The sequence below is a fragment of the Sporomusa termitida genome, assembly GCF_007641255.1.
GTDB classification, from domain to species: Bacteria; Bacillota; Negativicutes; order Sporomusales; family Sporomusaceae; genus Sporomusa; species Sporomusa termitida.
The window spans coordinates 3,704,265-3,730,376 of record NZ_CP036259.1 but is presented as its reverse complement, the minus strand read 5'-3'; the positions used below and the strand labels follow the sequence as shown (position 1 = coordinate 3,730,376).

Below are 26,112 nucleotides of genomic sequence, written 5' to 3'. Positions count from 1 at the left end.
GGCAGATGTGTTACAATAATAGTGAATCAAGCATTAGCGTTGGCCGGGACAACTGGCAGGGCTTTTCGTTTGAGACCGATAATAACAGTGACGAGGGGTGTAATATTATGTGTGATGAAGAAACTCTAGAATTGACAGATGAAATCCCGGTACTATTTACTGATGATGTTGAACTCCTTGGCGACCGTTTGATGGATATTATTATTGCCATGGGTTTGCCGGAAGAGCAGACCAACGCGGTGCTGCGGCTGATTAATGATGCGATTGAGGACCATCATCAAAACATTCTCGACACTTTTGAGGATACCATCGAGATCGACGACGAAGCAGAAGAACAGGCCTAGCTACGGGAAAAGCCGCGAATTTCGCGGCTTTTTTCTATATTTATATAACCAGAATTAACACAACACATCCTGCCGGGCCAGTGGCCGCAGCTGGTCATAAATCCCGGGCTGGTCCTGGTTCCAGAAGGGAACAGGCTCAGTCAGCTGCCAGATGTCGGTGGCGTATTCGGCGAAGGTACGGTCACTGGAAAACCAGCCGGAATAAGCGATATTCAGCAGGCCCAGCCGCTGCCAGCGCTGTTGGTCGCAGTAGGCTGCGGCCAGCCGGTTCTGGGTGTCGACATAGCCGGCAAAGTCTTGGAGCAGGAAGTACTCGTCGCCATGATGCAGCAGGTCGTCATAATGGAGCCGGAATTCCTCCGGCCCGACCGGGAAAAAGCCGTTGACAAGCTGGTCTGTTATCGTTTTGAGTCTGGGGTCGCTGGTATACAGCTCCCGGGGGTTATAGCCGCCCTGCTGATAATAGTCCAGGACTTCATTGGCTGAGAGGCCGAACACAAAGATGTTGTCGGCGCCGGCGGCTTCGCGGATCTCAATGTTAGCCCCGTCCAGGGTGCCGATGGTCACAGCGCCGTTCATCATAAACTTCATATTGCCTGTGCCGGAGGCTTCACGGCTGGCAGTCGAGATTTGCTCGCTGACATCGGCGGCCGGGATAATCAGTTCGGCCAGCGAGACGTTATAGTTTTCCAGGAATACCACCTTAAGCTGGTCCCTGATGGCCGGATCGTTATTTATTTTGTCGGCCAGGGTGTTAATCAGTTTAATGGTCTTTTTGGCTTTATAGTAGCCGGGCGCCGCTTTGCCGCCGAAAATGAAGGTGCGGGGAGCGATCGTCAGCGCGGGGTCGGCCCGCAGGCGGTTATAGAGGTCCATAATGTGCATGACATTGAGGAATTGGCGCTTATAGGCATGCATGCGCTTAATATGCGAGTCAAAGATGGAGTTAATATCAACCGTAAGGTTATTTTTGGCTTTGATGTACCGGGCCAGCTGCCGCTTGTTGTCCAGCTTGACTGCGGCCAGGGCCGCCAGGAAGCCGGGGTCGCTGGCTGCGGCGGCCAGTTCAGCTAATTTAGCGGGGGTTTTTATCCAGTCAGGCCCAATTGCATCGTTAATCAGGGCCGCCAGCCGGGGATTGGCAGTTAAAAGCCAGCGGCGATGGGTAATGCCGTTGGTAACATTGGTAAACTTGTCCGGCGTACAGGCAGCGAAGTTGCGCATCACTGATTGCTTGAGGATCTCGGTATGAATCCTGGCCACGCCGTTGACGGAATGGCTGCCGGCAATGGCCAGATGGGCCATATGGACCTGGCCGTCGGCCACGATGGACATGGCGCGGATGCGGTCCCAGTCCCCGGGGTAGGTGTGCCAAAGCTCGCGGCCGGTGCGCTCGTTGATTTCCTGAATAAGCATGTGGATACGCGGCAGCAGCTGCGCAACCATGGTGACAGGCCATGTTTCCAGGGCCTCAGGCAGGATGGTGTGGTTGGTGTAGGAGATGGTGGCCACCGTGAGCGGCCAGGCCTCATCCCAGCCCAGGCCGCAGTCATCAAGGAGGATGCGCATCAGTTCCGGCACCGCCAGGGCCGGGTGGGTGTCGTTGATATGGATGGCTGCTTTAGCCGGCAGCAGCCGGAGGGCGTCATGGTTCAGCCGGAAACTGCGCACAATGCTCTGCAGGCTGGCCGATACCAGGAAGTATTGCTGCTTAAGCCGCAGCAGTTGGCCTTCATAGTGGGTATCATCAGGGTAAAGCAGGTCGGTAAGGGCCTCGACCCCGTGCTTGTAGTCGATCACACTGTTGCAGTCGGCGCCCTGCCGGCAGCAGGTGTAGTGGGAAATGTCGATTTCAGCGCTCCAGAGCCGTAGGGTATTGACAATTTTGTTTTGAAACCCGACCACCGGCACATCATAGGGGACCGCCATGACCTGTTCGTAGTTTTCATGCAGAAAACGGGTTTTGCCGTTGGTTTGCATCCGGACGGTGCCGCCATACCGGACCGCTATTTGTTCGTCCGGGCGGCGGTATTCCCAGACATAGCTGCGGTCTTGGAGCCAGTTGTCAGGGTATTCATGCTGATAACCGTTAATTATTTTCTGCTCAAACAGGCCATAGCGGTACCGCAGGCCGCAGCCATGGCCGGCCAGACCCAGCGCGGCCATCGAGTCCAGATAGCAGGCGGCCAGCCGGCCTAAGCCGCCGTTGCCCAGCCCGGCGTCCTCTTCTTCTGGCAATAAGCTGTCAAGCTGAATGCCAAGCTGGGAAAGCGCTTCCGCACAGGTTTCCCGGAGGCCCAGGTTGACAAGGTTAGTTGCCAGCAGCCGGCCCAGGAGAAATTCGATTGACAGGTAATAGACCTGTTTGGGGTCAGTCCGGGCCCGCTCCTGCCGGGTTGTGATCAGGTTTTTACTGATTATCTCCCGGAGGAGGGCGGCCAGGGCAGCAAACTTTTCCCCGTCAGTTGCTGTACTGAGCGGCTTGCCGTGCATAGCCGCAAATTTATGAACAAAGGAATCTCTGAATTCAGTGACTGATAGCGCCTCCGGTTTTGTGCCCGGGGCTGTCAACGGCTCACAGTTGTACAGATTGCTGTTAATGAGCATAGGGAACCTCCTTTACCGGGAATGGGTTTTCACTGTAAGGGGAGACCGTGTACGGGACAGGACCGGGGGTAGTCCCCGGTGCAATCCTTGCTGCTTTGTAGAGGTGTTCTTCAGTATACAGCTTAGTATATAACTGCCGGTATTGGCCTGCCGGTATATGCCAGCTGTTATCGATCCGCATGGCCCGGCCGGACAGCATATTCCAGACTTTTTTGTTGTGATAAATACGGATGGCCCGCCGGACCGTGTGCAAAAAGTCATGGGCGTTGTAGTTGGTAAAGCTGAAGCCATTGCCGGCGCCGGTCTGCTCATTATAGGCCAGGACGGTATCATTGAGGCCGCCTGTCTCCCGGACTACCGGCAGGCAGCCGTAGCGCAGGGCGATGAGCTGGCCAATACCGCAGGGTTCATAGCGGGAAGGCATTAAAAATAAATCGGCGGCGGCATACAGCTTGCGGCTCATATCCTCACTAAAGGGAATAATGGCGGCCAGCCGGTCGTTGTGCAGCCAGGAGGCCTGCCAGAGCAACTGCTGATAGTGTTCGCTGCCCTGGCCGATAATAACCAGTTGGGCGCCGCTGTCCAGGATTTCAGCGAGTACCCGCAGCACCAGGTCCAGGCCTTTCGCTTCCACCAGGCGGCAGTTCATGGCTAACAGCGGCCGCGCCGGGTCGGCCGTCAGTCCCAGCAGTTTCTGCAGTGCAAGCTTATTCTTGGTTTTGCGTTCCCGGGTCTGCCAGTCATAGTTGGCAAAAATACAAGGATCGGTGGCCGGATTATAGACCGCAAAATCAATGCCGTTGATAATCCCGGCTAAGTCTGCCGCCCTGCCGGCCAATACACCCTCCAGCTTTTCCCCGTAATAGGCGTGTTGAATTTCGCGGGCGTAGGTGGGGCTGACTGTATTGATTAAATCGGAAAAGATAAGTCCGCCCTTCATAAAATTAACGTTATCGTAAAATTCCATACCCTGGACGGTAAAGTAATCCCAGCTTAAATCAAGCAGGTTAAGCATGATAGCTTTGGGAAAAATGCCCTGATATTTCAGGTTATGGACGGTGAAGAGGGTCCTGATTTTATTGTAAAAGGGCTGGTCCCGGTAATGGGCGGTTAAGAAAACGCTGACCAGGCCGCACTGCCAGTCATGACAGTGCAGGATGTGGGGCTGAAAACCAAGCTGCGGCAGGGCCTCCAGCACGGCCCGGCTAAAGAAGGCGTAGCGCTCGGCATCGTCATAATGCCCGTAAACCCCGGACCGCTTAAAATAGTATTCATTATCGATAAAATAACAGGGCAGGCCGTCCAGTTCAAGCTCTTCGAGCCGGCAAGGCTGTAAACGCCAGGAGAGCGGGACAGGAAAGGACGCTTTGACAGACATGCTGTGCCTGAATTTCTCCGGAATCCCGCCATATTTAGGAATGATGATCCTGGCATCGACACCCTGCTGCCTGAGTTCTTGCGGCAGAGACGCGATTACGGTGCCCAGGCCCCCGGTTTTGATGAACGGGGCAGCCTCGCCGGCGACGAACAGTACTTTGAGCATGCGTGTAATCAGTTCCTTTCCAGACATATTCTAGTCCCAAGATTACAGTATAGCCGTTTAGGCAGTGAATAATTCCTGAACCAATGTTTGAAGTTTGGGTATTTTTATATTAGAATGGTATATAGATACATAAAGTAGTTCTTTAGCTGATTAGGAGGCATTCGCTTGTTATTTGACACACATATCCATACCCGGTATTCTGATGACTCCGAGATGGCAATAGAAACGGCGATCAGCCGGGCCGCCGAACTAAAACTGGGGATTATTGTTACCGAACATGTTGATCTGGCGCAGCCGGAGCCAGACGTTGCTTTGGATGTTGAACAATATTGGCAGGATTATAGAAAATACCGGAATGAAAAGCTGCTGTTGGGGATCGAGGTCGGCATGCGGACCGAATGTTTGGCCGACAACCGCGCGATAATTGACGCTTATCCGTTTGATTATGTGATTGGATCAATTCATTTTGTGGATAATATTGAAATCTATCAGGAGGTTTTCTATCATAACCGCACCAAAATGGATGCCTACAGCCGCTATTTTGAGACCATGCTGGACTGTCTGAAGGTATACGATTTTATCGACAGCCTGGGTCATATTGACTATATAGCCCGGTATGCGCGGTTTGAGGACCCGGAGATTTATTATCATGAATTTGCTGACTGGATTGATGAAATAATAAAGGTTGCCGTTCAGAACGAACAAGCGCTGGAGATTAATACCCGCCGTTTGACAAGTCCGGCAGCGGTCGCCAGGCTGCTTCCGATCTATAAGCGGTTTTATGAGCTGGGCGGGCGGATGGTTACCCTGGGGTCTGACGCGCATATACCGGAAAACATCGGCTGCCGGCTGGAGGTGGCCCAGGCGATGGCCGCAGCCTGCAGCCTGAAGGTAGTCTATTTTAAGCAGCGTAAACCGGAATGGGAGAGGTAGCATTATGAGGATAAAACGGGTTGATACGACGATTAGCACCGATAAACTGACTGAATCCAAAGAGTTTTATATCAGGCACTTTAATTTTCAACTGGTCTATGAAAGCGACTGGTATATTGAGCTGATTGCTCCCGGTCTGCCGGCCGGCATCAGCTTTACCAAGCCGCAGCGTGATGCGGGTGAGTTTTTCCATGGTTCGGGCATTATCATTTCCTTTGAAGTGGATGATGTGGATGCCGAATACCGGCGGCTGAAAGCGGCGGGTGTGGAACCTTGCGAGGATCTTATCGATAAGCCGTGGGGGGAGCGCAGCTTTGTGGTTAATGACCCGACCGGGGTTCATCTGTATATTTATACCTCCATTCCGCCAACACCTGAGTATAAAGTAGTATACGATTCATTTAAAAAATAAATGCGGTCTCACCAAAGTGCATAGCTAACAAAAGGGGACTGTCTCAGTATGAGACAGTCCCCTCTTAGGTTCCGGTTATAATATGTCTTCTCCCCAGCGTTTCAACAGATTATGGTCAATTGCCAGCAGGTCCAGGACCCGGCCGGTATGATGGGTAACGATATCGTCAATAGAGGCTGGTTTATGATAGAAGCTAGGCATATAGGGCATAATGGTGGCCCCTTTATAGGCCATGGCCAGCAAAATTTTTAAATGCTCCGGCGCCAGGACAGGCTCGCTGGTGACCATAATTAGTTTTTTTTTCAATTTCAAAATAGCGCCGGCAGTTTTTTGCAGGGTGCTCAGCGGTAAGTCCTGCACCAGCGGCGCAATCGCCGCCAGGCTGCAGGGAACGAGAATCATGGCCGCCGCGTCGTACTCCCTGATGGGCAAGGCAGGGGCGTCATCATAACAAAAATACCGGACTAAGCCTTGCAGCCGGGGCAATGAGTAATCTGTTTCCCGCTCCAGGGCGGTCCCGGCCTCGCGGCTCATGATCAGGCAGGTTTCAGCACCAAGGGCATAAAAGGTTTCTAAAAGGCGCGTTGCATAAATCATGCCTGTGGCATTGGTGATTCCAACAATCGGTTTCATACGGGCCTCCGCAGTTCATATTCCAAATTTGCCAGACTGATGAATTGATTATACCAGATATCAGCCGGCCGGAACAGAAAAAGGAAGACCGATTGCTGCCTCTCGGCACAATCACGTCTTCCCTATACCCGATACCCGCTCCAGCAACTGGGCGGAAGTATCAGACTAACAGGCCATAAGCGGTATACACCAATAGTAGCGAGGGTGCGCCGCCCCTGATATAGTTAATCAGCTTGGTTAGTTTGCCGGTGTCCAGGCTGTCGGCTGGATTGTTTTCATCAGAGATTTGCGGATTCAGCAGCTGCTGGGCTTCTTCGGCTTTGGATTCGGCTTTGCCCATAAACAGGCTGTGGATGGCAGTAAAAAACTCGAAGCCTGGGGTTCTTTGCGGGAGCGATCGAGTCGGGTCGGAGCCAGGTTTCATTTCTTGCATAACGACACCTCCTTGTGTTAATTTAGAGCCGTGACTTATTTATAGGGTTTACGTTAATAAGGGCTTTATACCTATATAATATGCAATTCTCGTGCCGAATATTAAATGCTCGCTTTTAGGCTATTTTCATCCAAAAAGGAACAGTTTCTGTTTCGTTATGAAACAAAAACTGTTCCTTTTTGGATCATTCGCCCCATTCCCGTAATTTACGCCACAGGGTCGAGCGGCCAATCCCCAGCAGCTTGGCGGCCTGCTGTTTGTTGCCGCCGGTCTTGGCCAGGGCTTCGCGAATAGCAGCGATTTCAAAATCTTTGAGCTCGGCAGGGGCCTGGTCTGGCGCCGGCAGGAGGTTTTTGAGGCAGGACCAGACCTCCTGTCTGGTGATAACCGGTGCAGCTGCCAGTACCACCAGCCTTTCGATTATATTATGCAGCTCGCGGATATTGCCCGGCCAGTCGTACTGGGCCAGCAGGCTGATGCCCTGTGGCTCTATATACTTAACAGAGGTATGGAATTTCTGATTGCAATTAGCAACAAAAGACCGCACAAATAACCCGATATCATCTTTACGCGCTCTAAGCGGCGGGATGCTTACTGTTAACACGGCTAACCGGTAATATAAATCAGCCCGGAACTTCTGGTCGGTCATCCTTGCCTGCAGATTGCGGTTCGTGGCGGCAATGACCCTGATGTCCACCGGAATTACGCGGTCATCACCGACCCGGTATACCTGGTGTTCCTGCAGGACACGCAATAACCTTGTCTGCAGCGAGTCCGACATTTCGCCAATCTCATCCAGGAAAATGGTTCCCCGGTGGGCCTGCTCAAACAGCCCGGTCTTGCCGCCTTTCTTAGCGCCGGTAAAAGCGCCCTCGACGTGGCCGAATAACTCGCTCTCCAGGATGGTTTCCGGGATCGCCGCACAGTTGACGGCGACAAATGGTCCGTTCCGGCGGGGGCTGGCCTGATGGATGGCCTGGGCAAAATATTCTTTGCCGGCGCCTGTTTCCCCCAGGATTAGCACGGTGCTGTTATAACCGGCAAAACGTTTGGCTTCCTCAATAACCTTGTGCATAGCGGGAGTGCGGGTTTCGATATCAAGAAAAGATGCCCGCGCTATCCGGCCCTGCAGCGATAACTCCTGCCGTGTCTTTTGTTCTAACTCCTGCAGTTGGTCAATAAGCTGAAATGTGGCCACTGCCCCTGCCACCTCGCCGCTGACAACAACCGGCTGAAAGCTGACCGCAATTGTACAATCACGGCCAATGCGCTCCACAACCCCGATTTGCCGTTCCCTGGTCGCCATACACTCCCATAATCTTTGAATGAAAGAGCTTTCCGCAGCTGCCCAGCCGGCCTTGGCCAGATTAAATAACCGGGCCGCCTCGATATTCATGGCGGTCACGGCGCCGGTATGATCAATGGCCAGCACGCCGTAGTTAATCGAGTTAATAATTGTTTCCAGCTGGCGGGCGGCTTGCTCCTCCAGCCGCTGGTTTGACAGGTGCTGGACCGCCAGGCTGATCGCCTGCTCCAGCCCTTCCCGGCCGGAGGCGAGGGTTATACCGGTTAAGCCATAAGACTCGGCGGTTTCCACCACTGACCGGCTGCCGATGATCGTTGTTGCCCCGAGGTCCCTGGCCTTTAGGATTGCGGCAGCAATATCCGCTCCGTCCTCTAAGTGCACCTGCATGCTGGCCGGCAATTCCAAAATCTCTTCAATGCTGGCGAAGCCGCCGGCTACCTGTTTATCCGTCGCCAAAGCCAGCTGCCCGCCTTGTCTGGCGGCTGTCAGGCGAGACCGGAGAATATCATAGCCGGTGTAGGGTATTTCAATAACAGGAACATTGGGAATGGCGTTAAGAATCATATGAAAGGTTATGCCCCTGGTGATGAGTACTTTGGCGCCGGCACTGACCGCGGCTTTAGCCGCAGTTACCCCTTCGTGCAAACGGGCGGGAATATAGGAGATTTGCCTGCCCTGTAAGCCCAGTTTTTCTGCTAACTCCACAATTTCATGGTCAGGGGCGATGAGGACAATTTCTGACAATCAAGTTCACCTTCTTACAAACAAAATTGCTGATGATCGGTGCCGCCAATAAAAGATTTCTTACATACATCTTTCGGGGGGGAGGGAAAATATCCTTCCGGAATTTTAACTGATGCATATTTTCGCGGCTAATTTACACTACTATTGATTAATGAAGGATAATAATGCCTGGCGTAAATGAGCTGATGACAGTGAAAAGACGTTTATGCATAGTGAAATAATTAACTTATATTGGGATTGGTTTTGTATTATGTATTCTGTAGACACACAGTCCGGGCAAATATATAATAAAAGTGAGAATATTTTAACATATCGGGAGGTTAAGATGCAAAATATTTTTGAAATGGCAAAAATCCCGTTAGACAAAGCAGCAGCCCTGATTAAAATAAATCCTGCTGCCGCTAAGCTGCTGGCTGAGCCGGAGCGGACCCTCGAGGTATCTATCCCGGTAATTATGGATGATGGCCGGCTTGAGGTATTTACCGGTTACCGGGCCCAGCACAATACCGCCCTGGGACCAGCCAAAGGCGGCATCCGTTTTCACCAGCATGTTACTATGGACGAAGTAAAGACGCTCAGTTTCTGGATGACCTTCAAAAGTGCAATTTTAAATCTGCCCTACGGTGGCGGCAAGGGTGGGGTTGTGGTTGATCCCCGCAACCTGTCCCGGCGCGAGCTGGAGGGTCTGTCGCGGGGATATATCCAAAAAATAGCCCCAGTCATTGGTGAGTATGTGGATATTCCGGCCCCTGATGTTAATACCGATTCACGGATTATGGGCTGGATGATGGATGAATACAGCAAGGTCTACGGACGCCTGGCCCCGGGCGTGATTACCGGCAAGCCGAAGACGATCGGCGGCTCGGCCGGCCGGGGCTCGGCTACAGGCCGCGGGGTCATGTTTACCGTGCGGGAGGCCTTTAAAAAACTGGGTATTGATGCCAGACAAGCTACGGCAGCCGTGCAGGGGTTTGGCAATGTGGGCAGCTTTACGGCCAAGCTGCTGTACGATATTGGTGTAACCATTGTGGCGGTCAGTGATGTGCAGGGGGCGATCTATAAAGAGGACGGCTTTAATCCTTATGCTGTCGAGGAATATCTGAAGGACCATGGTTCGGTGGCCGGGTTTCCCGGCACCAGCAGCATGGACAATGCCGAATTGCTGGAGCTGCCTGTCACCGTACTAGCTCCCTGCGCCCTTGAGAGCCAGATTACAGGCGAGAATGCCGGCCGCATACAAGCAAAAATAATTGCCGAGGGCGCCAACGGGCCCACAACCCCGGCCGCCGACGAGCTGCTGGATCAACGGGGGGTTATGATTATCCCCGATGTCCTGGCTAATGCCGGCGGTGTTACTGTCAGCTATTTTGAATGGGTGCAGAATCTGTACCGCTATTACTGGACGGAAAAAGAGGTGCATGCCCGCCAGGAGGAAATGATGGTAGAGGCCTTTGCGAAGGTCTATGAAGCCGGTCAGCAATATAACTGCACCCTGCGGGTGGCTGCCTATGTTGTTGCTCTTGAACGGCTGACTGAGGCTATGAAGCTGCGGGGCTGGTATTGAAAAATAAGAATGAGTAAGCTAAAAAAATGTCGGCATATTGCCGGCATTTTTTGCCCCCCACGTGAATTGACATCCTTTTTTACCTTGGAATTTGCTGTAGAACCCAGTAACCTCGAACTTCTGGGCGTGGCAGGCAGTAAGCTGGAAGCAGCCGTTTTTTAAAAGTTTATTTAACCAAGAGGTTCAATGCTTAATTCTCGCTAAACGGGAGAATCTATTATTAGCTGTTGCGGCCCATTGTTGCAGGAAAACTGTTCCATGCTGACGAAAGGCAAAATAGTTAACCTCCTGACAAGGCAATACATAGGATAAAAAATAAAATTACAAAAAGCGAGGTAAGAGCATGTCCTTTAAGATTGGCCAGACCTACCACGGATTTAAACTGATGGACGCTAAGCACGTAGCCGAGATTAACTCTGATGCCAAATTGTTAGTGCATAAGCAAAGTGGCGCCCGCCTGCTGTATCTGGGCAACGATGATGATAACAAAGTCTTTTCCGTTACCTTCCGCACCCCGCCTGAAGACTCAACCGGTGTACCGCATATTGTCGAGCACTCGGTCCTGTGCGGCTCACGCAAATTTCCGATTAAAGAACCGTTTGTTGAACTGGTAAAGGGTTCGCTCAATACCTTTCTTAATGCCATGACCTTTCCCGACAAAACCATGTATCCTGTGGCCAGCCGGAATGAAAAAGACTTCCGCAATCTGATGGACGTATATCTGGATGCCGTATTTTATCCCCAGATGCTGAAGACGCCCGCAATCCTTATGCAGGAAGGCTGGCATTATGATCTGCCTGACAAGAACGCCGAGCTTACCTATAAAGGTGTTGTCTATAATGAAATGAAAGGCGTATTTTCCTCACCTGATGCTATCCTGGAACATCAGATTTATGCGGCGCTGTTTCCCGATACAACCTATGGGGTGGAGTCCGGCGGCGACCCTGAATATATTACTGACCTTACGCAGGAGCAGTTTGCCGCTTTTCATAAAAAGTATTACCACCCGGCCAACAGCTACATTTTCCTGTATGGTGATCTGGATTTAGACGATCAGCTCAAATTCCTGGATGAGGCTTATCTGCAAGATTTTACGGCCGTAAAGATTGATTCCCGGATTCCGCTGCAAAAGCCGTTTAAAGAAACGGTGGTTAAAGTGGTGGATTATCCGGTATCGCCCCAGGAATCGACCAAGGATAAGACTTTTATTACCCTCAATGTTGCTGCCGGTAAGGCCACCGATGCCGAAAGCTATCTGGGGCTGATGATGCTGGAGCATATCCTGCTGGAGACACCGGCTGCCCCGCTTAAAAAAGCGCTGCTGGATGCAGGGCTGGGTAAAGAGGTATTCGGCAGCTACAACAAGAGCATCCTGCAGCCAACCATGACCTTTGGTGTAAGTGGGGCGAACCCCGGCCAGGTTGAGGAATTTAAGGCTGCAGTCGCGGCCACTTTGGCAAAACTGGCTAATGAAGGACTTGATAAAAAACTGGTCGAGTCGTCAGTCAACATTTTCGAATTTCACCTCCGGGAAGCGAACTATGGGAACAGGCCTAAGGGGCTTGTATATAATATGAAGTGCCTTGACAGCTGGCTGTATGATGAGGACCCGCTGATCCATCTGGCTTATGAACCGGCGCTGGCTGCCATTAAGCGGCAGGCTAAAAAAGGCTATTTTGAACAACTGATCAAAACCTGTCTCCTGAATAATACCCATCAGGCTCTTGTTGCCTTAACACCAAGCTGTGATGTGGGGGCCCAAAAGGCGACAGAGTTAAAACAAAAATTAGCCAACTACAAAGAGAGTCTGAGTCCGGCCCAGCTGGCTGCCCTTGTTAAGCAAACCAAGGCCTTAAAAGAACGGCAGGAAACATCGGATTCGCCGGAAGCGCTGGAGTCGATCCCGCTGCTGGAACTGAAAGATATTGATCCGAAAGCAGAGGAACTGGTAACTGTTGAACAAAAAGAACAGGGAATACCGGTGCTGCTGCATCCCTATTTTACAAATCAGATTGCTTATGTCAACCTTTATTTCAATATCGGCGCGGTAGCCGAGGCCGAGCTGCCATACGTGTTTTTGCTAGCTGATCTGTTGGGTAAGGTGGATACTGCCAGGCTGCCATATACCGAACTGGCCAAGGAGATTAATATTCACACCGGTGGTTTTGCCTATGATGTTTTTGCTTTTTCTGAAAATGCCGATGATGAAACCTTTACCCCGATGTTCAGGGTGAAAGCCAAGGCCCTTGTGAGCAAGCTGCCGGAGATGTTTGGCCTCCTGGGGGATGTGGCCGGCAGCAGCCTGTTTAATGACAGCGGCCGGCTCAAAGAACTGATCCGCGAAACCAAGGCGGCGTGGGATACGGCCCTGTTCCGCCGCGGCCAACAGGTGGTTGCCAGCCGTCTGTTATCCTATGTATCACCTGTTGCCAAATACAATGAGACCGGCTTGCTGACCTACTATAAGTTTATTGCTGCTCTGGAAGACAATCTTGAAACCAGGGTGAATGAAATAGGCCGGACACTGGCGGCGGTAGCGCAAACAATCTTTAATAAGGATAATCTTCTGGCCGGTGTCACCTGCACCCGGGAGGATTATGAGAAATTCAGCGAGAGCCTGGCCGTGCTTATTGAAAAACTGGGTTCCCGCCAGTTTAAACCTGTTAAATACAGCTTCAAAGCCCAGGCGCTTAACGAGGGGCTGCTGACCTCCGGCAAGGTGCAGTATGTTGCCAAAGGGGCCAATTTCCGCCGCCTCGGCTACACCTATCACGGCAGCATGAAAGTCCTGGAGACGATTCTACGCTATGATTATCTCTGGAACCGGATCCGGGTTCAGGGCGGTGCCTATGGTGCCTTTACCCAGTTTGACCGGAGTGGTAATGTTGTATTTGGTTCGTACCGGGACCCTAATCTGGCGGAAACCGTCAGGGTCTATGACGAGACTGTTCAGTATCTGAACAATTTTACTGCCAGCCAGGTAAGCAAGCGGGAAATGACCAAATATATTATAGGTACTATGAGTGCCCTGGATACACCGCTGACACCGCAGATGAAGGGCGAACGGGCCGATGCCGCCTACATTAGAAATATCAGCCAGGCCGACCTGCAGCAGGAGCGGGCTGAGGTTTTAGCTACCAGACAGGAAGACATCAGAAAACTTGCTGACGTTGTTGATGCGGTTATGCAAGCCAACTACCTGTGTGTGCTCGGGGGCGAACAGAAAATTAAGGCCAGTAAAGAGCTGTTTGGGCAACTGGTTACGGTAATTGACTAGAAAAAACCTGGCTTGTGCCAAGTCCTTTAGGATGCCGGCAGAAGCCGCCTGTGCCCTTGAGGGTAAAGATTTTTCTTATCCCTGTAGAGATAGTTTTGAAATTCTATAAATTCTAATGGGGTTAGATAAAAAAGATTGCTGCACTAAAGCCCCACTGCCGTTGGGCGTACATGCCAACGGCAGCGCGGGCCGGTGCCATCAATCTTTTTTCTTTATTCGCAGAGTAACCCCTGTGCCAGCAGACTGTCGTCAGTTTCCCAGGACTCCACAATTACCTTAGCTGTGCGATATTCAAAACCCATGCCCATTAAATAACTCATAAGCGCTAATTCGGTCATAGCATGGCGCGTACTTGTGTTTTCAAGCTCCCTGATCCCATGACGAATGGCAGGCTCCACCTGTAACAAAAAATGACCGGCAGTGAGCGACTGGCTCGGCACCAGCTGAACCACTGGATTGGGCTTGCAGTTGCGTCCTGTTATCATACTTTGGAAAGTTGCCATTATGTTGCCTCCTTATGGCTTTTACTATAGTTTATGTTGCCACGCAAATATTTGTGTGTTTATGTTAAATGATTAAGTAAAAAACAGTTTGAAAATAAACCCGGCAGCAGGAACCGGGGCAGCGCAGGCCAAATATATAAGTAATGCAGCAAGGAGGTATGGTATGAACCCCCAGGACGGTGTACTTTGGTCCAGAAACTTTTCTCTTAGTTGTCTTGCTAATTTTTTCTATTTTGGCAGCTTCTACCTGCTGCTGCCGATTCTGCCCCAGTATGTTGATACCCTGGGCGGGACAGCAGCGCAGGTTGGACTGGTCACCGGCCTTTATACCATGGCCGCCGTCGTGGTCAGGCCCTATTTTGGTCAGCTGGCCGACCGTAGCGGCCGGAAAAAAATTATGCTGACCGGTGCCGGCTGCTTTACGCTGTTATTTATGCTGTATGGTCTGGTCGAGGCTATTTACCCTCTGTATATATTGCGTGTTGTCCATGGCCTGGCTCATGCTGCTTTTTTGGCTGCTGCCGCCGCCTATATTGCTGATTTGGCGCCGTCGGCGCGACGGGGCGAGGCAATGGGTGTTTACGGTACGGCCAATGTCCTGGCCATGGCTTTATTCCCGGCCTGGGGTACGGCCGTTATCAGCAGGACCGGTGATTTTAATTATTTATTTGGCTTGTCGGCAGCGGTGGCGGGGCTGGCTTTTCTCTGCATCCTGCCGGTTAGGGAGCTGGCGGCTGCCCCCGCCGGCAGCCGGCCGGGGGCGGGATTTTTAACTGTCGGTAAACGGCGTGAGGTACTGCTGCCGGCGCTGGCCTTATTTGGCGGTGCAACCACTTATGGTGCCATCATTGCCTTTTTGCCATTATTTGCGCCCCAGCGGGGAATCACTGATATTGGCATTTTTTTTACCGCCTTTGCGGCCAGTACCGTTGTCAGCCGGATATTTACCGGTAAGCTGTCTGACCGTATTGGCCGCCAGCCTGTTATTCTGCCCTGCATGGCGCTGATTGTGCTGGCAGTTTGTATACTGGCTCAGCTAAGCAGCAGAGAGATGCTGATTATTACAGCCCTGTTATATGGTTTTGGCTTTGGTGCCTTTATGCCGACCCTTAACGCGCTGGTTGTTGATTATACGCCGCCCCGGGATAGAGGTGCGGCGCTGGGATTTTTTACAGCCTTTATGGATCTGGGTATAACTGCCGGTTCCGTTATTCTGGGGTTTGTCGGTGAATTATTTGGCTATACGGCCATGTTTTACAGCAGCGCGGTAGTAGCTATTGCCAGTATTGCCGTGTTTATTGCGGGAATGAGGAAGGCAGGCGTTGTGAACCATGAATAATATTAATAGTAATAGTACCGCTCCGGTAGTGCCGGTCAAGCTGGAAACAGCCGACAGCCTGGCCGTAAGGCAGCAGCCCGCCGGGGATGTTCCCCCGAGTGCCGCCAGCCCGAAACCGGCCGCCACGCCGGCGCTGCTTCTGGCGCTGGAAAGCTTTATTGCCACTGAACTGGCCGGGCTTGGCAAAACGCTGGCAGGCCGCACCGCACTTGTTGGCAGCCTGGCCCCCGAAATCCAGGAGCTTGTAAAAAATATATTACAGCAGACGCAGGCCGCGGCAACGGCGTTGCCGGCCGGGGCAGCCGCCTTGCTGAAGTCGCCGCGGACTGCGGCGGAAAAATTGCTGGCATTGGCGGCGGCACTGGAACAAACGGCAGCCGGCGAAGCCGGGGCACCTGCCGGTCCGCCGGCCGGTAAGCCTCAGGCTGCGCTGACTGAACTTATCAGTGCCTGGCGGCAGCTGTCCCCACGCGAGCTTAAAACAATGGCCCGGGCAGTACGTGAACTGGCCGCTGCTGTATTGACGCCGCCGGAGCAAGCCCCGGCCGGCCGGACGCCGGTGCCGGCAACTGTTACTCAGCCCGGCAGTCTGGCTGCCAAGCCCGGATCCGGCGCGGCAGTACCGGCTCCGCTCAGGGGCGGGACCGCTGAACCGGCAGCACAGCCGCAGGCGCCGGTTCAGCCGGAGCTCAGCGATAAAGCACCGGCGTCTGATAAAGCGCCGGTCATACCACTGCCCGGCCCACCACGGCAGGTAAGAGATATGCCGGCAATACCCCTGCGGCCGGGACCTGAGGGGACAGCGCCGCCGGCGAATGTATCTGACTTGGTGAAGACTGTCCTAAGCCGGCCGGAAATGGCTAACAGCCTGCGGCCGGAGATCCGGGAATTAATTCAAACCTTGCTGCGGCAGGAACTGCCGGTCCAGACCGGGAAGTCAGGCCAGCAGGTCCCCCCGGGCCTGCCGGCCCGTCCGGAGCTGCAAACCCAGCCAGGCCTGACGGACCTGCCGGCAGCCCTGGCGGCTTTTATCAAATCAACCAGACCCTTAGCGGAGAAACTGGTGTTGTTTGCCGCCGCCCTGGAGCAGGCGGCAGAGGCGTCCGGCCCAGCGGAGCGGCCTGCCGCCAAAGCCCTGGCCGGTACCCCGGTGAATCCGGCTGAGACTGCTGCCGCCTGGCCGGGCAAAAGCCCGCAGGAGCTGAAGGCTGCTGCCGGTATCATCAGAGGCTTGGCGGAGACGATGGCCAAGCCGGGCGGTGGTGTCGCCGAACGCCAGGAGCAGCAGAGTCTGTTAACTTTTACCATACCGCTCTATTTTGGTGATGGCCAGACAGCTTATCCGGCCCATATTCATATTTACCACCAGGAACAGAAAGATAAAAATAATCCGGCCGGGACCGAGGTCGAAACCTGGCTCAGGCTTAGCCTGGAGACCGAGAATATTGGGTTAGTGGAGACCTCGTTCCGCTTATATGACGGACACACCGTGGATGTCAAAGTACGGTTTGCCGACCCGGCAGCGGCTGACGGGTTTGCCGCTGTTGTTGGTGAGGTTAAAGAGAAGCTGAGCGAGCTGCCGCTCACTCTGGGCGAGTTTTTGGTAAAATAATCTTTTTGAGAATTTTTTTCAGTCATTCATAGAAAACTATAAGGTGCATAATGGCGGCGTTACTTATTGGCTGCTGTGACGTTAAAGTATATGTAAGCCTGAAGAGTGGTGACAATGGTGTCAGAGAATGAAAATTTCATAATTGCCCAGGCCCGGGAAGGTGACCGGGCGGCGCTTAATGCGCTGGTCTCCAGCCATTGGCCTGCCATTTACCGGCTGGCTTTGGCTAAAACCAGTAATCCTGAAGATGCCCAGGAAATTGCCCAGGATACTTTTCTGCGGGCTCTGGCCGCATTGCCGCGCTATAAAGAGACCAATGCCACTTTTAAAACCTATTTGTCGCGAATTACGCTTAATCTTATTATTGATCATTACCGCCGCCGCGGTCGTGCCCCCCAGGTCGTGGATATTGCGGATTATAACGAACCGATTATTGATCCTGATTCCCGGCCGGAAGAGGCGGTGTTAAACACCGAACGCCGGCAAGAGGTACTCTGTTTGCTGGCCCGCTTGCCTGATGAACAGCGACAGGTCATTGAGCTGCGCATTGTCCGGGGGCTGGCAGTTGCTGATGCGGCCCGGATTATGGGCAAAAGCGGCGCGGCGGTAAAAATGCTGCAGCAGCGGGCATTAAAAAAACTGAAAGAATTGTTTACCGAGCAGGGGATAACTGGAGGTGAAGCCGGTGCAGGACAATACTAAATTGGAAAAAAGTCAGGCCGAGGCCCTGTCAGCTGCCATTGATGCCCTTAACCGGGGTATGGCGCCTGCAGAGAGCCAGGACGACGAAATAAAAGAACTGCTGCATACTGCCCGGCTGGTTAAGGAGGCCTCGACAGTGACAATGGCCGCCCCGCCGCCGCCGGTGCTTGATCACCTGGTAGATCAGGCAGCCAGCACCATTGCCCGGGAAAAACGCAAGCGGAGCCTGGCCTGGGGGTTTGCCAGTGTGACAAGTGCCGTTGCTGCTGTTGTTTTAGTGGTTATGCTGCAGGTTATGCCGCCGGTTACCCCGGAGCAGCAATTGGCCAAGACGATGCCGCCGTCAGCAGATACGGCCCCACCGCCGGCGCCGTCAATTACCCAGACGCCGCCAGATTTAATTACCCCGCCGGCTGACACCCGAACCCCGGTTTTACCGGCGGTACCGGCGCCGGAAGCCCCGGCCGGCCGGCCCGAAGCCGCTGAGATTTCTCCGCCTGCAGATGAGCCGCCCCGCGTAGCCCTTATGCCGCCCCAGTCGCCTGTGCCGGCGGCCAGCGACACAATGCTGGCTTTGGCCGAGCGAAAAGCGGATATTGTTACCATTGATGCTGTCAGCAAAACAATCCGTCAGGTTTATCACCAGGGGGCGCCGGATGAGATTATCATTACCCAGGCCCCAAAAATTCAGCGCAGCCTGCGGACTGCTCCCAAACCCCCGGAAATCCAGATGAAAATGGCGGCCCCTGTTCCCAATGAATCGGTAGAGATCAAACCGCCTGACCGTAACAAAGTAACGGTAACAGTCGGTAACACCGAAGTAACCCTGGAGGGGGCAGCCACTGAGGAAGAACTCCTGAACCTGGCCAAAACCCTCACCAAAGTAAGCATAGCCAATTAAAAGCGACTCAAGGGGACGGTTCGAAACCACTGATATAAGCCTGTTTTTTTTAACTAACCTTGGGTAAAAATCGGAGTCAATCGGCAATAGGCTGCAAAATTGACAATTTGTTGCATAAACGCATGGCCGCAAAAGGATATCAGGGCTGCTATCCTTTTCAAATTTACGGCTAAGGCCGTCAGTTTGGCTTGCAGGGACATGCTTTTTAGACCATACCCCCGTGCACGGTCTAATCCATGGAAACGTTTCATTTCCCCGTTCTTCCACTCATGGCTGGCTCGCTTTTTGTACTTTAGCTTGAACTGATCGCTCTTGGCAAGCTGACTATGTTCGTAATATTGCGCGCAGTGTTCACTGACGCGCAGTACTTTTTTCTTCGTATTCTTGCCAGCACAGGTCAGCCGTTGCGGACACTGCACACAGTGCGATTTCACAAAATGATAGCGGTACACGTCATTTTTGTTCTTGTATTTTTGGCGCACTTTCTTCTCGGTATGATTGCCCATTTCGCAAAACCACTGGTCGCTGTCTTTGTTGTAACTAAAACGGCTTTCGTCTAGCTTGTAGACACAGGCGTTTACGGGAATGATGGCTTCTACCGCCTCGGTTTGTAAGGTATCTAAGAATCGGTTTGCGAAAATAGGCCTTATCTCCATACACCGCTTGGATGGGTAAGCCGCAGGCTTTACTTCGCTGATACAATTCCTCAAATTGGCTGCCGTCCACATAGGCGCCGCTTTCCACTGTTACCGCCGTAATGATCCTTGTTTCCGGGAGCATGGCAAATTCTACTTTATAGCCGTAAAAGCTGTCTGTTTTTGATTTGTAGCCTACGCGCGCCTCTTTATCTACCAGCGATCGGACTCCTTTTTGGACCATAAATTTCGGATCTTCCAGGATTTCTTTGGCTTCGTTAACCGCTTGTTGGCTGTTGGGCAGGATAGACAAATCGACATGGCTTTCGGTTTTCCCGATCAGTTCTTCCACATAGGACTTCATTTTCTGCTTCGCTTCGTTGTGGTCTTCTATGAGCTTATAGTCGGGAACTTCGCTAATGAGCTCGGCGGGGATTACCCCGTTTTCTTTCTCAATGGCCCTTATGATTCTTCTTCCCAGATGCTTCATGATTCTTTCCGGCACTTTTTTTTTAGTATTGGCCTGGGTATGCGTGGCGTCAATGCTTAGTCCGGTTCCTTTAATTATGCCTTTTTCCACACACTGGCGAACCACTTCCTGAATCATATCATCCACACTGGTTTCTTTTAGTCTATGTTTCCTAAACTTGGCCAGCAGGCTGGCGTCCGGCAGATCCTCTTCGGGATTGAGTCCCAAAAACCACATATAGGCTAAGTTTAATCGGGCTTCTTCTATGACTTTGACATCGGATAAGTTATATAGATATTGCAAAATGAGGATCTTGGCCAGCATTTCCGGTTCTTTGGCCGGCCGCCCCAGATGCTGGCAGTACGAATCCTTCAGCAACTCGTTAATGAAGCTAAAATCCACATTACCAGCGATAATCTTCAGAATATGATTACTGGGAATTTTATCATAGAGCACGCTATATATACTTAATTGGTGCGGCACATTTTTTAGCAAGGCAAGCCCCTCCATTACGCAAATATCTACCGTTATATTTTACCATAATTCAGGGGCGCTTGCTTTATTGACTTTTTCAGTGCTTTCGGACGGTTCTCTTGAGTCGCTTTTTTGTGAAAAGCGACTCAGAAGAACCGTCCCCTTGAGTCAAAAAGTCTGGAAATTTTTGCTGGGGCTGCCGGCGTTACCTTTGTTTGACCGGGGCGTTTAATTAGGTGAGTTGACCAAAGCGTCAGTGGTATAATTAATTAAGAAGTGAGAGGGTTAGAAAATGAATTTCAATAAGAAGCAGGTAAAATTTATTGCCGCTGTTACCGGTCTGGGAGTAATGCTGATGGGGCCTGGGGCAGTTTTCCCTGGACAGGCAGCTGCCAAACGGCTGGAGCCGATTCCTGCTACTGTCAGTGAACCCGGGGTTCAGTTATTGCCGGCCAACATGCAGTTAACTGACCCGGCGGCGGTGACCGAAGACGGGACTGCTGCCGCTCAGGCCGCTGCAGCGACCAGTGTCCAGCCACAAGCGACAGCCAGCAAAATATTTGCCGTCCCGCTTGATCAGGCAATTACGGCGGCTAAGCCGGCTGTTTACCTTAAAGATACTGCAATGCAGGGACTGGCAGACACTCTTACTAAGGTTTCGGTAGTACTGCCAGGCCGGGTTGCAGCCAGCACAAGTAAAATTGACGTGGGCCCGGGGGTGGCAAACCTTGATTATGCCAAGGTCATTAAGTGGCAGCAAAATGTTGATGCCGGTTACGAGCGCTGGCGCCTTGACCCCTTGCAGGTCGCACGGCGGGAAGGGAAACAATATGGTTTTACCGATCAGGATACCTTTACGATTGTTAAGCGGTTGGCCACAAGCAATTTGGCCCGCCATGGCGAGATCCACGTCAAAGTAACTCATAAGGGCAAGGACTATACCATGATTTTGGTTAAACCATTTGGGGGCGGTGACGCCATTTGGACAACGTATAAGGTCGTTGGTCAGTATAAACCGGTTCCACCGGTTGAAAATCCCGGTAAAACCTTGTTTTCCACAACTAAATATGACGGCTGGAGCTGGCAGCAGGGGAGATATCTGAAAGATATGGCTTTTGCCACTGTTGTCGATTATAACTACCAGCTTAAAAAGGACAAACGGATTCCGGAAAATGTTCTGAGCAAAATAAAAAATATTAATTATGATAAAAAAGTCGTACTGTTTGCCTACCTTGGCACAGCCCCGTCAGGCGGTTACGGTATTGGTATTGAAAAAGTAGTGCTGAACGGCAGCAAAATGACTGTTACTGTCCGCACGCAAAGCCCGGGCCGCGGAGCGGCTGTAACAATGGCGCTGACACAACCGGCCGACTATATCGTACTTGATAAAGCAATCTTCTCGAGCCGGGGTGGCGTAGATATTACGTTTGTTGATCAGAACGGCAAGGTGTTGAGTAAAAATAAATTAACAATCAGCCATCGCTAGAAGCAAAACGAGATTGCGGCCTTGGGGCCGGCAATCTCGTTTTCTTTATTTATGGCAACCACGTTGTTTTCACTGGCAGGAAAATATTATATAATAAAAAAATAGCTGTTAATCAAGACGGAGGTAATCCCCATGGACTGGATCAATTTTTTAATCGTATTTTTGTTAATACTATGTATGATTTCTGCTTGGCTATACAAACAGAATTGCCATATGGTCAGACAGGTCGAACAGCAAATGCGGGAAACGGCCCGCCAGGCTGAGGTGTTTAATGCCAGGAATGAGCGTTACCGCGCGCTCTTACGGCAGTCGAGCGACGGGATCATTGTCTTAGATGCTGTTAACTGGCGCATTCAGGAAGTCAATGATCGCTTCAAGCATATTATGGGGTTTGAAGAGGCTGAGGTAGTTTGGCTCCATATTGCCGATCTGGCAATTTCAGCAGATATTGTGGCCGATCTGGAAGCGGCCCTGGCCACTGGTGTGAGCCGCCGGCAGCAGACGTTCCGGCGCAAAGACGGGCAAGGTATTACTGTTGAGTTTTCGGCAACTCAGATCAGTTACAGCGGTCAACAGGTTATTGTGGCAACTTTCCGGGATATTACCGAGTATGTACGTTTGCAGGAGGCGCTAAAAAAGGACATAAAAACAGCCGCTCAAGTACAGCGCAGTTTGCTGCCTGTTGATCTTGATACCGGACCGGTGAGTGTGCGGACGATCTTTGAACCCTATCATATGGTTAGTGGTGATTTTTTTCATTATGCGTTTATCAAAGGCGGTCATGTCCTCGCAGGCTATATGATTGATGTAGCCGGCCACGGTCTGGGAACCGCCCTGCAGACATCGGCCTTAAATGTGCTCATGCAGGAAACCTATTTAATGGAAGTACCGCTCATTGATAGAGTCCGCTGGATAAACCAGACAGTTATGCGTTACTTTACCGAGGAAACCTTTGCAGCCATGCTGTGTTTTGAACTTGATTTCGACAGCAAGATACTTACTTTGGTGCCGACAGGTATTACAGGCTTTTTTGCTGCCACCGATGCCGGCCAGGGTTTGATAAAAACAGGCGGCTCGCTGTTGGGAATCATGCCGGAACTTGACATTGCCGAGCTGCAAATGCCGGTAAAGGCCGGTGATACTATCTACTTTGTGACAGACGGAATATTGGATCTGGTGGAGGTCAATGGCCTGCCGGCCGAACTTAAGCTGCGGGATTTTGCAGCTACCGTCGACTGGTTTAATCTATTGGTAAAAACCAGCAGCCGCTGGGATGATGCCTCCGGCTTGTTTATTAGGTTAAATGAGCCTTAAGGCAGATTATTTCTGCCGGCGTGAAGATTTTATCAATAAAAGTAGTCAGATGTTTGGTCAAATCAATCTCGGGTCCATCGGTTTGCCTGTGGCCTTCCGCATCAATAAGTACTTTTAAAACAGGGCGGGTTTGTAAACCAGGGATTACTTTTATTACCAGGGCAATTTCACCAGTATTGAGCCTGACGATACTGTCCAGTGGATAGATTGCGATTTGACTCAGGAAGGTTCTGAGAATGACGGGATCAAAATGGGTATTGGACAGGGACAGCATGACCTCATAGGCTTCATGCGGCAGTGTGCCCTCTTTATAAGGCCTGTCTGAGGTAAGCGCGTCATAAACATCGGCGATGGCGACGATTCTGGCATATTGATGGATAGTTACACCGCCCATATGGCGGGTATAGCCGCTGCCGTCAAATTTTTCGTGATGCTGCAGGGCGACATGGGAGGAGATAAGGGGGATCTCGCTTTGGCGGCGAAGGATATCAAAGCCATAATCAGGATGCTGTTCCATGATTTTTCTTTCCTCGCCGGTGAGGGGGCCCGGTTTAACCAGGATTTCTTTGGGTATCAGCATTTTACCAGTATCATGCAATAAAGCCCCCAAGGAGAGTTCGCGGAGCTGAGGGAGACTATAGCCCAGCTTGACACCGGTAAGTGTTGACAAAACGCAAACATTTACCGAATGGCCGAAGGTATAGCCGTCACAGGAGCGGATATCGGTGAGATGGATCATTGCCCCTCTGTTTTTAATCACCTCATCGGTAAGAAATGCCGCGGTTTCTTTGAACTCCCTGGTATCTACCCGGCGCGTGCTGGCAATATTTTGAAAGGCCGTATGCACCGCCTGTACCGCTTGTACCCGCGTCTCTTCCCGGACAACCTCAGGGATCGTGTCAATGAGGTCAGAGTCGACCATCTGATCAGTAAACGGATTTTTAATATATAAACTTGTCAGACCAAACTGCCGTAACCGCTCGATCTGGGAATGGTTCAGTTCTGTCCCGGAGCCTAGGAGCAGCACCCCTTCAGTACTGAAAACGTTGCGGGCAATGACCATACCAGGCTGTAAACTTTTTATGGCAACTTTTTGCATGAATGTGAAGGAGCCTCCCTATGATGTAAAGTTATTTATTTGCCAGGCTATGTTATTCGACAGCCTAGGGGAATAAATCCTTCAGTCAAGGATGTTGATTCGAAAAAAATCATACTATTTTGTTGGTAATATCAGACAGTGGAGGGATATTTATGTCAGTATTTACGGTAGGTATATGTCAAATGGGGGTCGTACCCGATAAGCTGGTGAACCTTGACAGGGCGCGGCAAATGATTGGTGAAGCAACGGCCCGGGGCAGCCGGCTAGTGGTTTTGCCGGAAATGTTTAACTGTCCGTATCAGTCCGACCTGTTTCCGGAGTATGCAGAAAGTTTTCAAGACGGCCCAACAGTAGCCATGTTGGCGGAATGCGCCGCCAAATATCAGGTAATCGTAGTAGGCGGCTCAATCCCTGAGCGGGATGAGGCCGGTAATATCTATAACACCAGCTTTATCTTTGATGAAAGGGGTGCGCTGATTGGCCGTCACCGTAAAATCCATTTATTTGATATAGCCATTAAAGGCGGCACGATGTTTCAGGAATCCAGGACGCTGGCAGCAGGCAGCAGCATGACGGTTGTCAGAACCTCGCTGGGGACGATGGGGGTAGCGATCTGCTATGATGTCCGCTTTCCCGAGCTGGCCCGGGCTATGACCTTAGCAGGTGCCCGGATTTTAATTTATCCGGCTGCTTTTGGTCCGGTCACCGGCCCGGCGCACTGGGAATTGTTAATGCGGTCCCGGGCTGTTGATAATCAGGTATATGTGGTGGCGGCGGCACCGGCACTGAATGCCGCCGCTGAATATGAGGCGCACGGACATTCCATGCTTGTGGACCCCTGGGCCCGGGTACTGGCAGTGGCCAGTGAAGTGGAAACCGTAATTACAGGCAAGATTGATTTCAGGACAACAGATAAAGTGCGGGAGGAGCTGCCGCTGCTTAAGCACCGGCGGCCGGAAATATATAGAGACTGATTTTGGCGGCAGTTGTTGAGGGAGAGAGAAATGGAACCGTTTATTCATGGCATTATTTTGGCTTTCGGACTGATTTTACCACTGGGGGTGCAAAACTTATTTGTTTTTACACAAGGTGCTCTGCAAACCAGCCTGTGGCAGGCACTGCCTGCTGTTTTAACAGCAGGGGCATGTGATACATTGCTGATTCTGGCGGCAGTGCTCGGGGTGTCGCTGGTGATTTTGAGTTTTGCCTGGCTTAAGCTGACACTCATCGGTGCCGGCATAGTTTTTTTAGCCTATATGGGCTGGGTTTCCTGGCGCAGCAAGCCTGATGACAATCAGGTGGCTGGCAACGCAGGGTTGCCGCCGGCCAGGCAGGTTATGTTTGCCGCGTCGGTATCGCTCTTAAATCCTCATGCCATCCTGGATACCATCGGGGTGATCGGGACAAGTTCCTTAAACTATACCGGCAATGACAAAGTCGTGTTTACTGCGGCCTGTATTACAGTCTCCTGGCTATGGTTTTTTGCGCTGGCTTTTGCCGGCCGGCTGATGGGGAATTTAGACAGTACAGGAAAGATGCTGGGCATTATCGGCAAGATCTCCGCTGTTTTTATCTGGGGGGCGGCCCTCTATCTGGCCGGCGGTATGCTCAGCGAACTGTAGGCCGGTTTTGCCTTACCTATTGTGTAATGGGCCTGGCCGTTATAATATAATAGAAGCAAAAGGCGATAACAGGGTGCCGATGCGGGAAAAAGCATCATCAACGGCCCTGTTGGCTGCCTGTGCCGCCGGCCGCGGCCAGCGGCGAAATCAGGAAAAATGC

The 26,112-nt window shown here is 51.8% G+C and carries 22 protein-coding genes; 13 read left to right on the top strand and 9 right to left on the bottom strand.

The features are described from left to right. The first annotated feature begins 5 nt into the window (after positions 1–5). Positions 6–344 carry a hypothetical protein gene (locus SPTER_RS17555; RefSeq protein WP_246105337.1) on the top strand — a complete coding sequence of 113 codons (339 nt, stop codon included), beginning with the start codon at positions 6–8 and terminating at the stop codon, positions 342–344. A 54-nt stretch (positions 345–398) separates the two neighbouring features. Here SPTER_RS17555 and SPTER_RS17550 read toward each other — a convergent pair whose 3' ends face one another. After that, positions 399–2,837: a glycogen/starch/alpha-glucan phosphorylase gene (locus SPTER_RS17550; RefSeq protein ID WP_246105637.1), complete on the bottom strand. Its 2,439-nt coding sequence runs from the start codon at positions 2,835–2,837 to the stop codon at positions 399–401. A 103-nt stretch (positions 2,838–2,940) separates the two neighbouring features. Then, positions 2,941–4,494 carry a glycogen synthase GlgA gene (gene glgA / locus SPTER_RS17545; RefSeq protein WP_144352960.1) on the bottom strand — a complete coding sequence of 518 codons (1,554 nt, stop codon included), beginning with the start codon at positions 4,492–4,494 and terminating at the stop codon, positions 2,941–2,943. A gap of 165 nt (positions 4,495–4,659) precedes the next feature. Between glgA and SPTER_RS17540 the strand changes: the two genes are divergently transcribed. Both SPTER_RS17540 and SPTER_RS17535 read left to right on the top strand, forming a co-directional pair. After that, a complete protein-coding gene (locus SPTER_RS17540) occupies positions 4,660–5,427 on the top strand; it encodes a histidinol phosphate phosphatase (RefSeq protein WP_144351571.1) in 768 nt (255 codons plus the stop codon). A gap of 4 nt (positions 5,428–5,431) precedes the next feature. Further along, complete coding sequence (locus SPTER_RS17535) at positions 5,432–5,839, top strand: VOC family protein (protein WP_144351570.1); 408 nt, start codon at positions 5,432–5,434, stop codon at positions 5,837–5,839. A 75-nt stretch (positions 5,840–5,914) separates the two neighbouring features. Here SPTER_RS17535 and SPTER_RS17530 read toward each other — a convergent pair whose 3' ends face one another. From SPTER_RS17530 to SPTER_RS17520, 3 genes are all read right to left on the bottom strand, one after another. After that, positions 5,915–6,472, bottom strand: a complete 558-nt coding sequence (locus tag SPTER_RS17530) for a UbiX family flavin prenyltransferase (RefSeq protein ID WP_144351569.1) — start codon at positions 6,470–6,472, stop codon at positions 5,915–5,917. A 160-nt stretch (positions 6,473–6,632) separates the two neighbouring features. Beyond that, positions 6,633–6,905, bottom strand: coding sequence for a hypothetical protein (locus SPTER_RS17525; protein WP_144351568.1), 273 nt, complete (start codon positions 6,903–6,905; stop codon positions 6,633–6,635). Positions 6,906–7,089: 184 nt separating this feature from the next. Then, the gene (locus SPTER_RS17520) at positions 7,090–8,955 is read right to left on the bottom strand and encodes a sigma 54-interacting transcriptional regulator (RefSeq protein WP_144351567.1); all 1,866 of its coding nucleotides are present in this window, start codon (positions 8,953–8,955) and stop codon (positions 7,090–7,092) included. 325 nt (positions 8,956–9,280) lie between these two features. Here SPTER_RS17520 and SPTER_RS17515 point away from each other — a divergent pair, with 325 nt between their 5' ends. Both SPTER_RS17515 and SPTER_RS17510 read left to right on the top strand, forming a co-directional pair. After that, the gene (locus tag SPTER_RS17515) at positions 9,281–10,519 is read left to right on the top strand and encodes a Glu/Leu/Phe/Val family dehydrogenase (RefSeq protein WP_144351566.1); all 1,239 of its coding nucleotides are present in this window, start codon (positions 9,281–9,283) and stop codon (positions 10,517–10,519) included. 343 nt (positions 10,520–10,862) lie between these two features. Continuing rightward, positions 10,863–13,796, top strand: coding sequence for an insulinase family protein (locus SPTER_RS17510; RefSeq protein ID WP_144351565.1), 2,934 nt, complete (start codon positions 10,863–10,865; stop codon positions 13,794–13,796). 212 nt (positions 13,797–14,008) lie between these two features. On the opposite strand, the gene SPTER_RS17505 is transcribed toward SPTER_RS17510, so the two are convergent. Beyond that, on the bottom strand, positions 14,009–14,299 hold the full coding sequence (locus SPTER_RS17505) for a hypothetical protein (protein WP_144351564.1): 291 nt from the start codon (positions 14,297–14,299) through the stop codon (positions 14,009–14,011). Positions 14,300–14,462: 163 nt separating this feature from the next. On the opposite strand from SPTER_RS17505, the gene SPTER_RS17500 reads away from it, so the two are divergent. The 4 genes from SPTER_RS17500 to SPTER_RS17485 all read left to right on the top strand — a co-directional run bounded on the left by SPTER_RS17500 (position 14,463) and on the right by SPTER_RS17485 (position 18,853). Further along, positions 14,463–15,638 (top strand): MFS transporter, encoded by a 1,176-nt coding sequence (locus SPTER_RS17500; RefSeq protein WP_144351563.1) that lies wholly within the window; start codon positions 14,463–14,465, stop codon positions 15,636–15,638. Continuing rightward, positions 15,631–17,250 (top strand): hypothetical protein, encoded by a 1,620-nt coding sequence (locus tag SPTER_RS17495; RefSeq protein ID WP_144351562.1) that lies wholly within the window; start codon positions 15,631–15,633, stop codon positions 17,248–17,250. The genes SPTER_RS17500 and SPTER_RS17495 overlap by 8 nt, the downstream gene beginning before the upstream one ends. A gap of 114 nt (positions 17,251–17,364) precedes the next feature. Beyond that, on the top strand, positions 17,365–17,952 hold the full coding sequence (locus SPTER_RS17490; RefSeq protein WP_144351561.1) for an RNA polymerase sigma factor: 588 nt from the start codon (positions 17,365–17,367) through the stop codon (positions 17,950–17,952). Beyond that, positions 17,936–18,853: a hypothetical protein gene (locus SPTER_RS17485; protein WP_144351560.1), complete on the top strand. Its 918-nt coding sequence runs from the start codon at positions 17,936–17,938 to the stop codon at positions 18,851–18,853. The genes SPTER_RS17490 and SPTER_RS17485 overlap by 17 nt, the downstream gene beginning before the upstream one ends. Positions 18,854–18,906: 53 nt before the next feature. Here the strand turns inward: SPTER_RS17485 and SPTER_RS17480 are convergent, their stop codons facing one another. After that, positions 18,907–19,359: a transposase gene (locus tag SPTER_RS17480; RefSeq protein ID WP_170233311.1), complete on the bottom strand. Its 453-nt coding sequence runs from the start codon at positions 19,357–19,359 to the stop codon at positions 18,907–18,909. A 34-nt stretch (positions 19,360–19,393) separates the two neighbouring features. Further along, complete coding sequence (locus SPTER_RS17475; RefSeq protein ID WP_144351558.1) at positions 19,394–20,467, bottom strand: transposase; 1,074 nt, start codon at positions 20,465–20,467, stop codon at positions 19,394–19,396. Positions 20,468–20,723: 256 nt separating this feature from the next. Here SPTER_RS17475 and SPTER_RS17470 point away from each other — a divergent pair, with 256 nt between their 5' ends. Both SPTER_RS17470 and SPTER_RS17465 read left to right on the top strand, forming a co-directional pair. Next, on the top strand, positions 20,724–21,917 hold the full coding sequence (locus SPTER_RS17470; RefSeq protein ID WP_144351557.1) for a protease complex subunit PrcB family protein: 1,194 nt from the start codon (positions 20,724–20,726) through the stop codon (positions 21,915–21,917). 213 nt (positions 21,918–22,130) lie between these two features. Next, positions 22,131–23,231 carry a PP2C family protein-serine/threonine phosphatase gene (locus SPTER_RS17465; protein ID WP_170233310.1) on the top strand — a complete coding sequence of 367 codons (1,101 nt, stop codon included), beginning with the start codon at positions 22,131–22,133 and terminating at the stop codon, positions 23,229–23,231. Here the strand turns inward: SPTER_RS17465 and SPTER_RS17460 are convergent. Further along, positions 23,212–24,330: an HD-GYP domain-containing protein gene (locus tag SPTER_RS17460; RefSeq protein WP_144351555.1), complete on the bottom strand. Its 1,119-nt coding sequence runs from the start codon at positions 24,328–24,330 to the stop codon at positions 23,212–23,214. The genes SPTER_RS17465 and SPTER_RS17460 overlap by 20 nt on opposite strands. 152 nt (positions 24,331–24,482) lie before the next feature. Here SPTER_RS17460 and SPTER_RS17455 point away from each other — a divergent pair, with 152 nt between their 5' ends. Together SPTER_RS17455 and SPTER_RS17450 are read left to right on the top strand one after the other, a co-directional pair. After that, entirely contained in the window at positions 24,483–25,304 is an 822-nt protein-coding gene (locus tag SPTER_RS17455; RefSeq protein ID WP_144351554.1) for a carbon-nitrogen hydrolase family protein, read from the top strand. A 30-nt stretch (positions 25,305–25,334) separates the two neighbouring features. After that, the gene (locus tag SPTER_RS17450; protein WP_144351553.1) at positions 25,335–25,952 is read left to right on the top strand and encodes a LysE/ArgO family amino acid transporter; all 618 of its coding nucleotides are present in this window, start codon (positions 25,335–25,337) and stop codon (positions 25,950–25,952) included. Positions 25,953–26,112 lie beyond the last annotated feature (160 nt).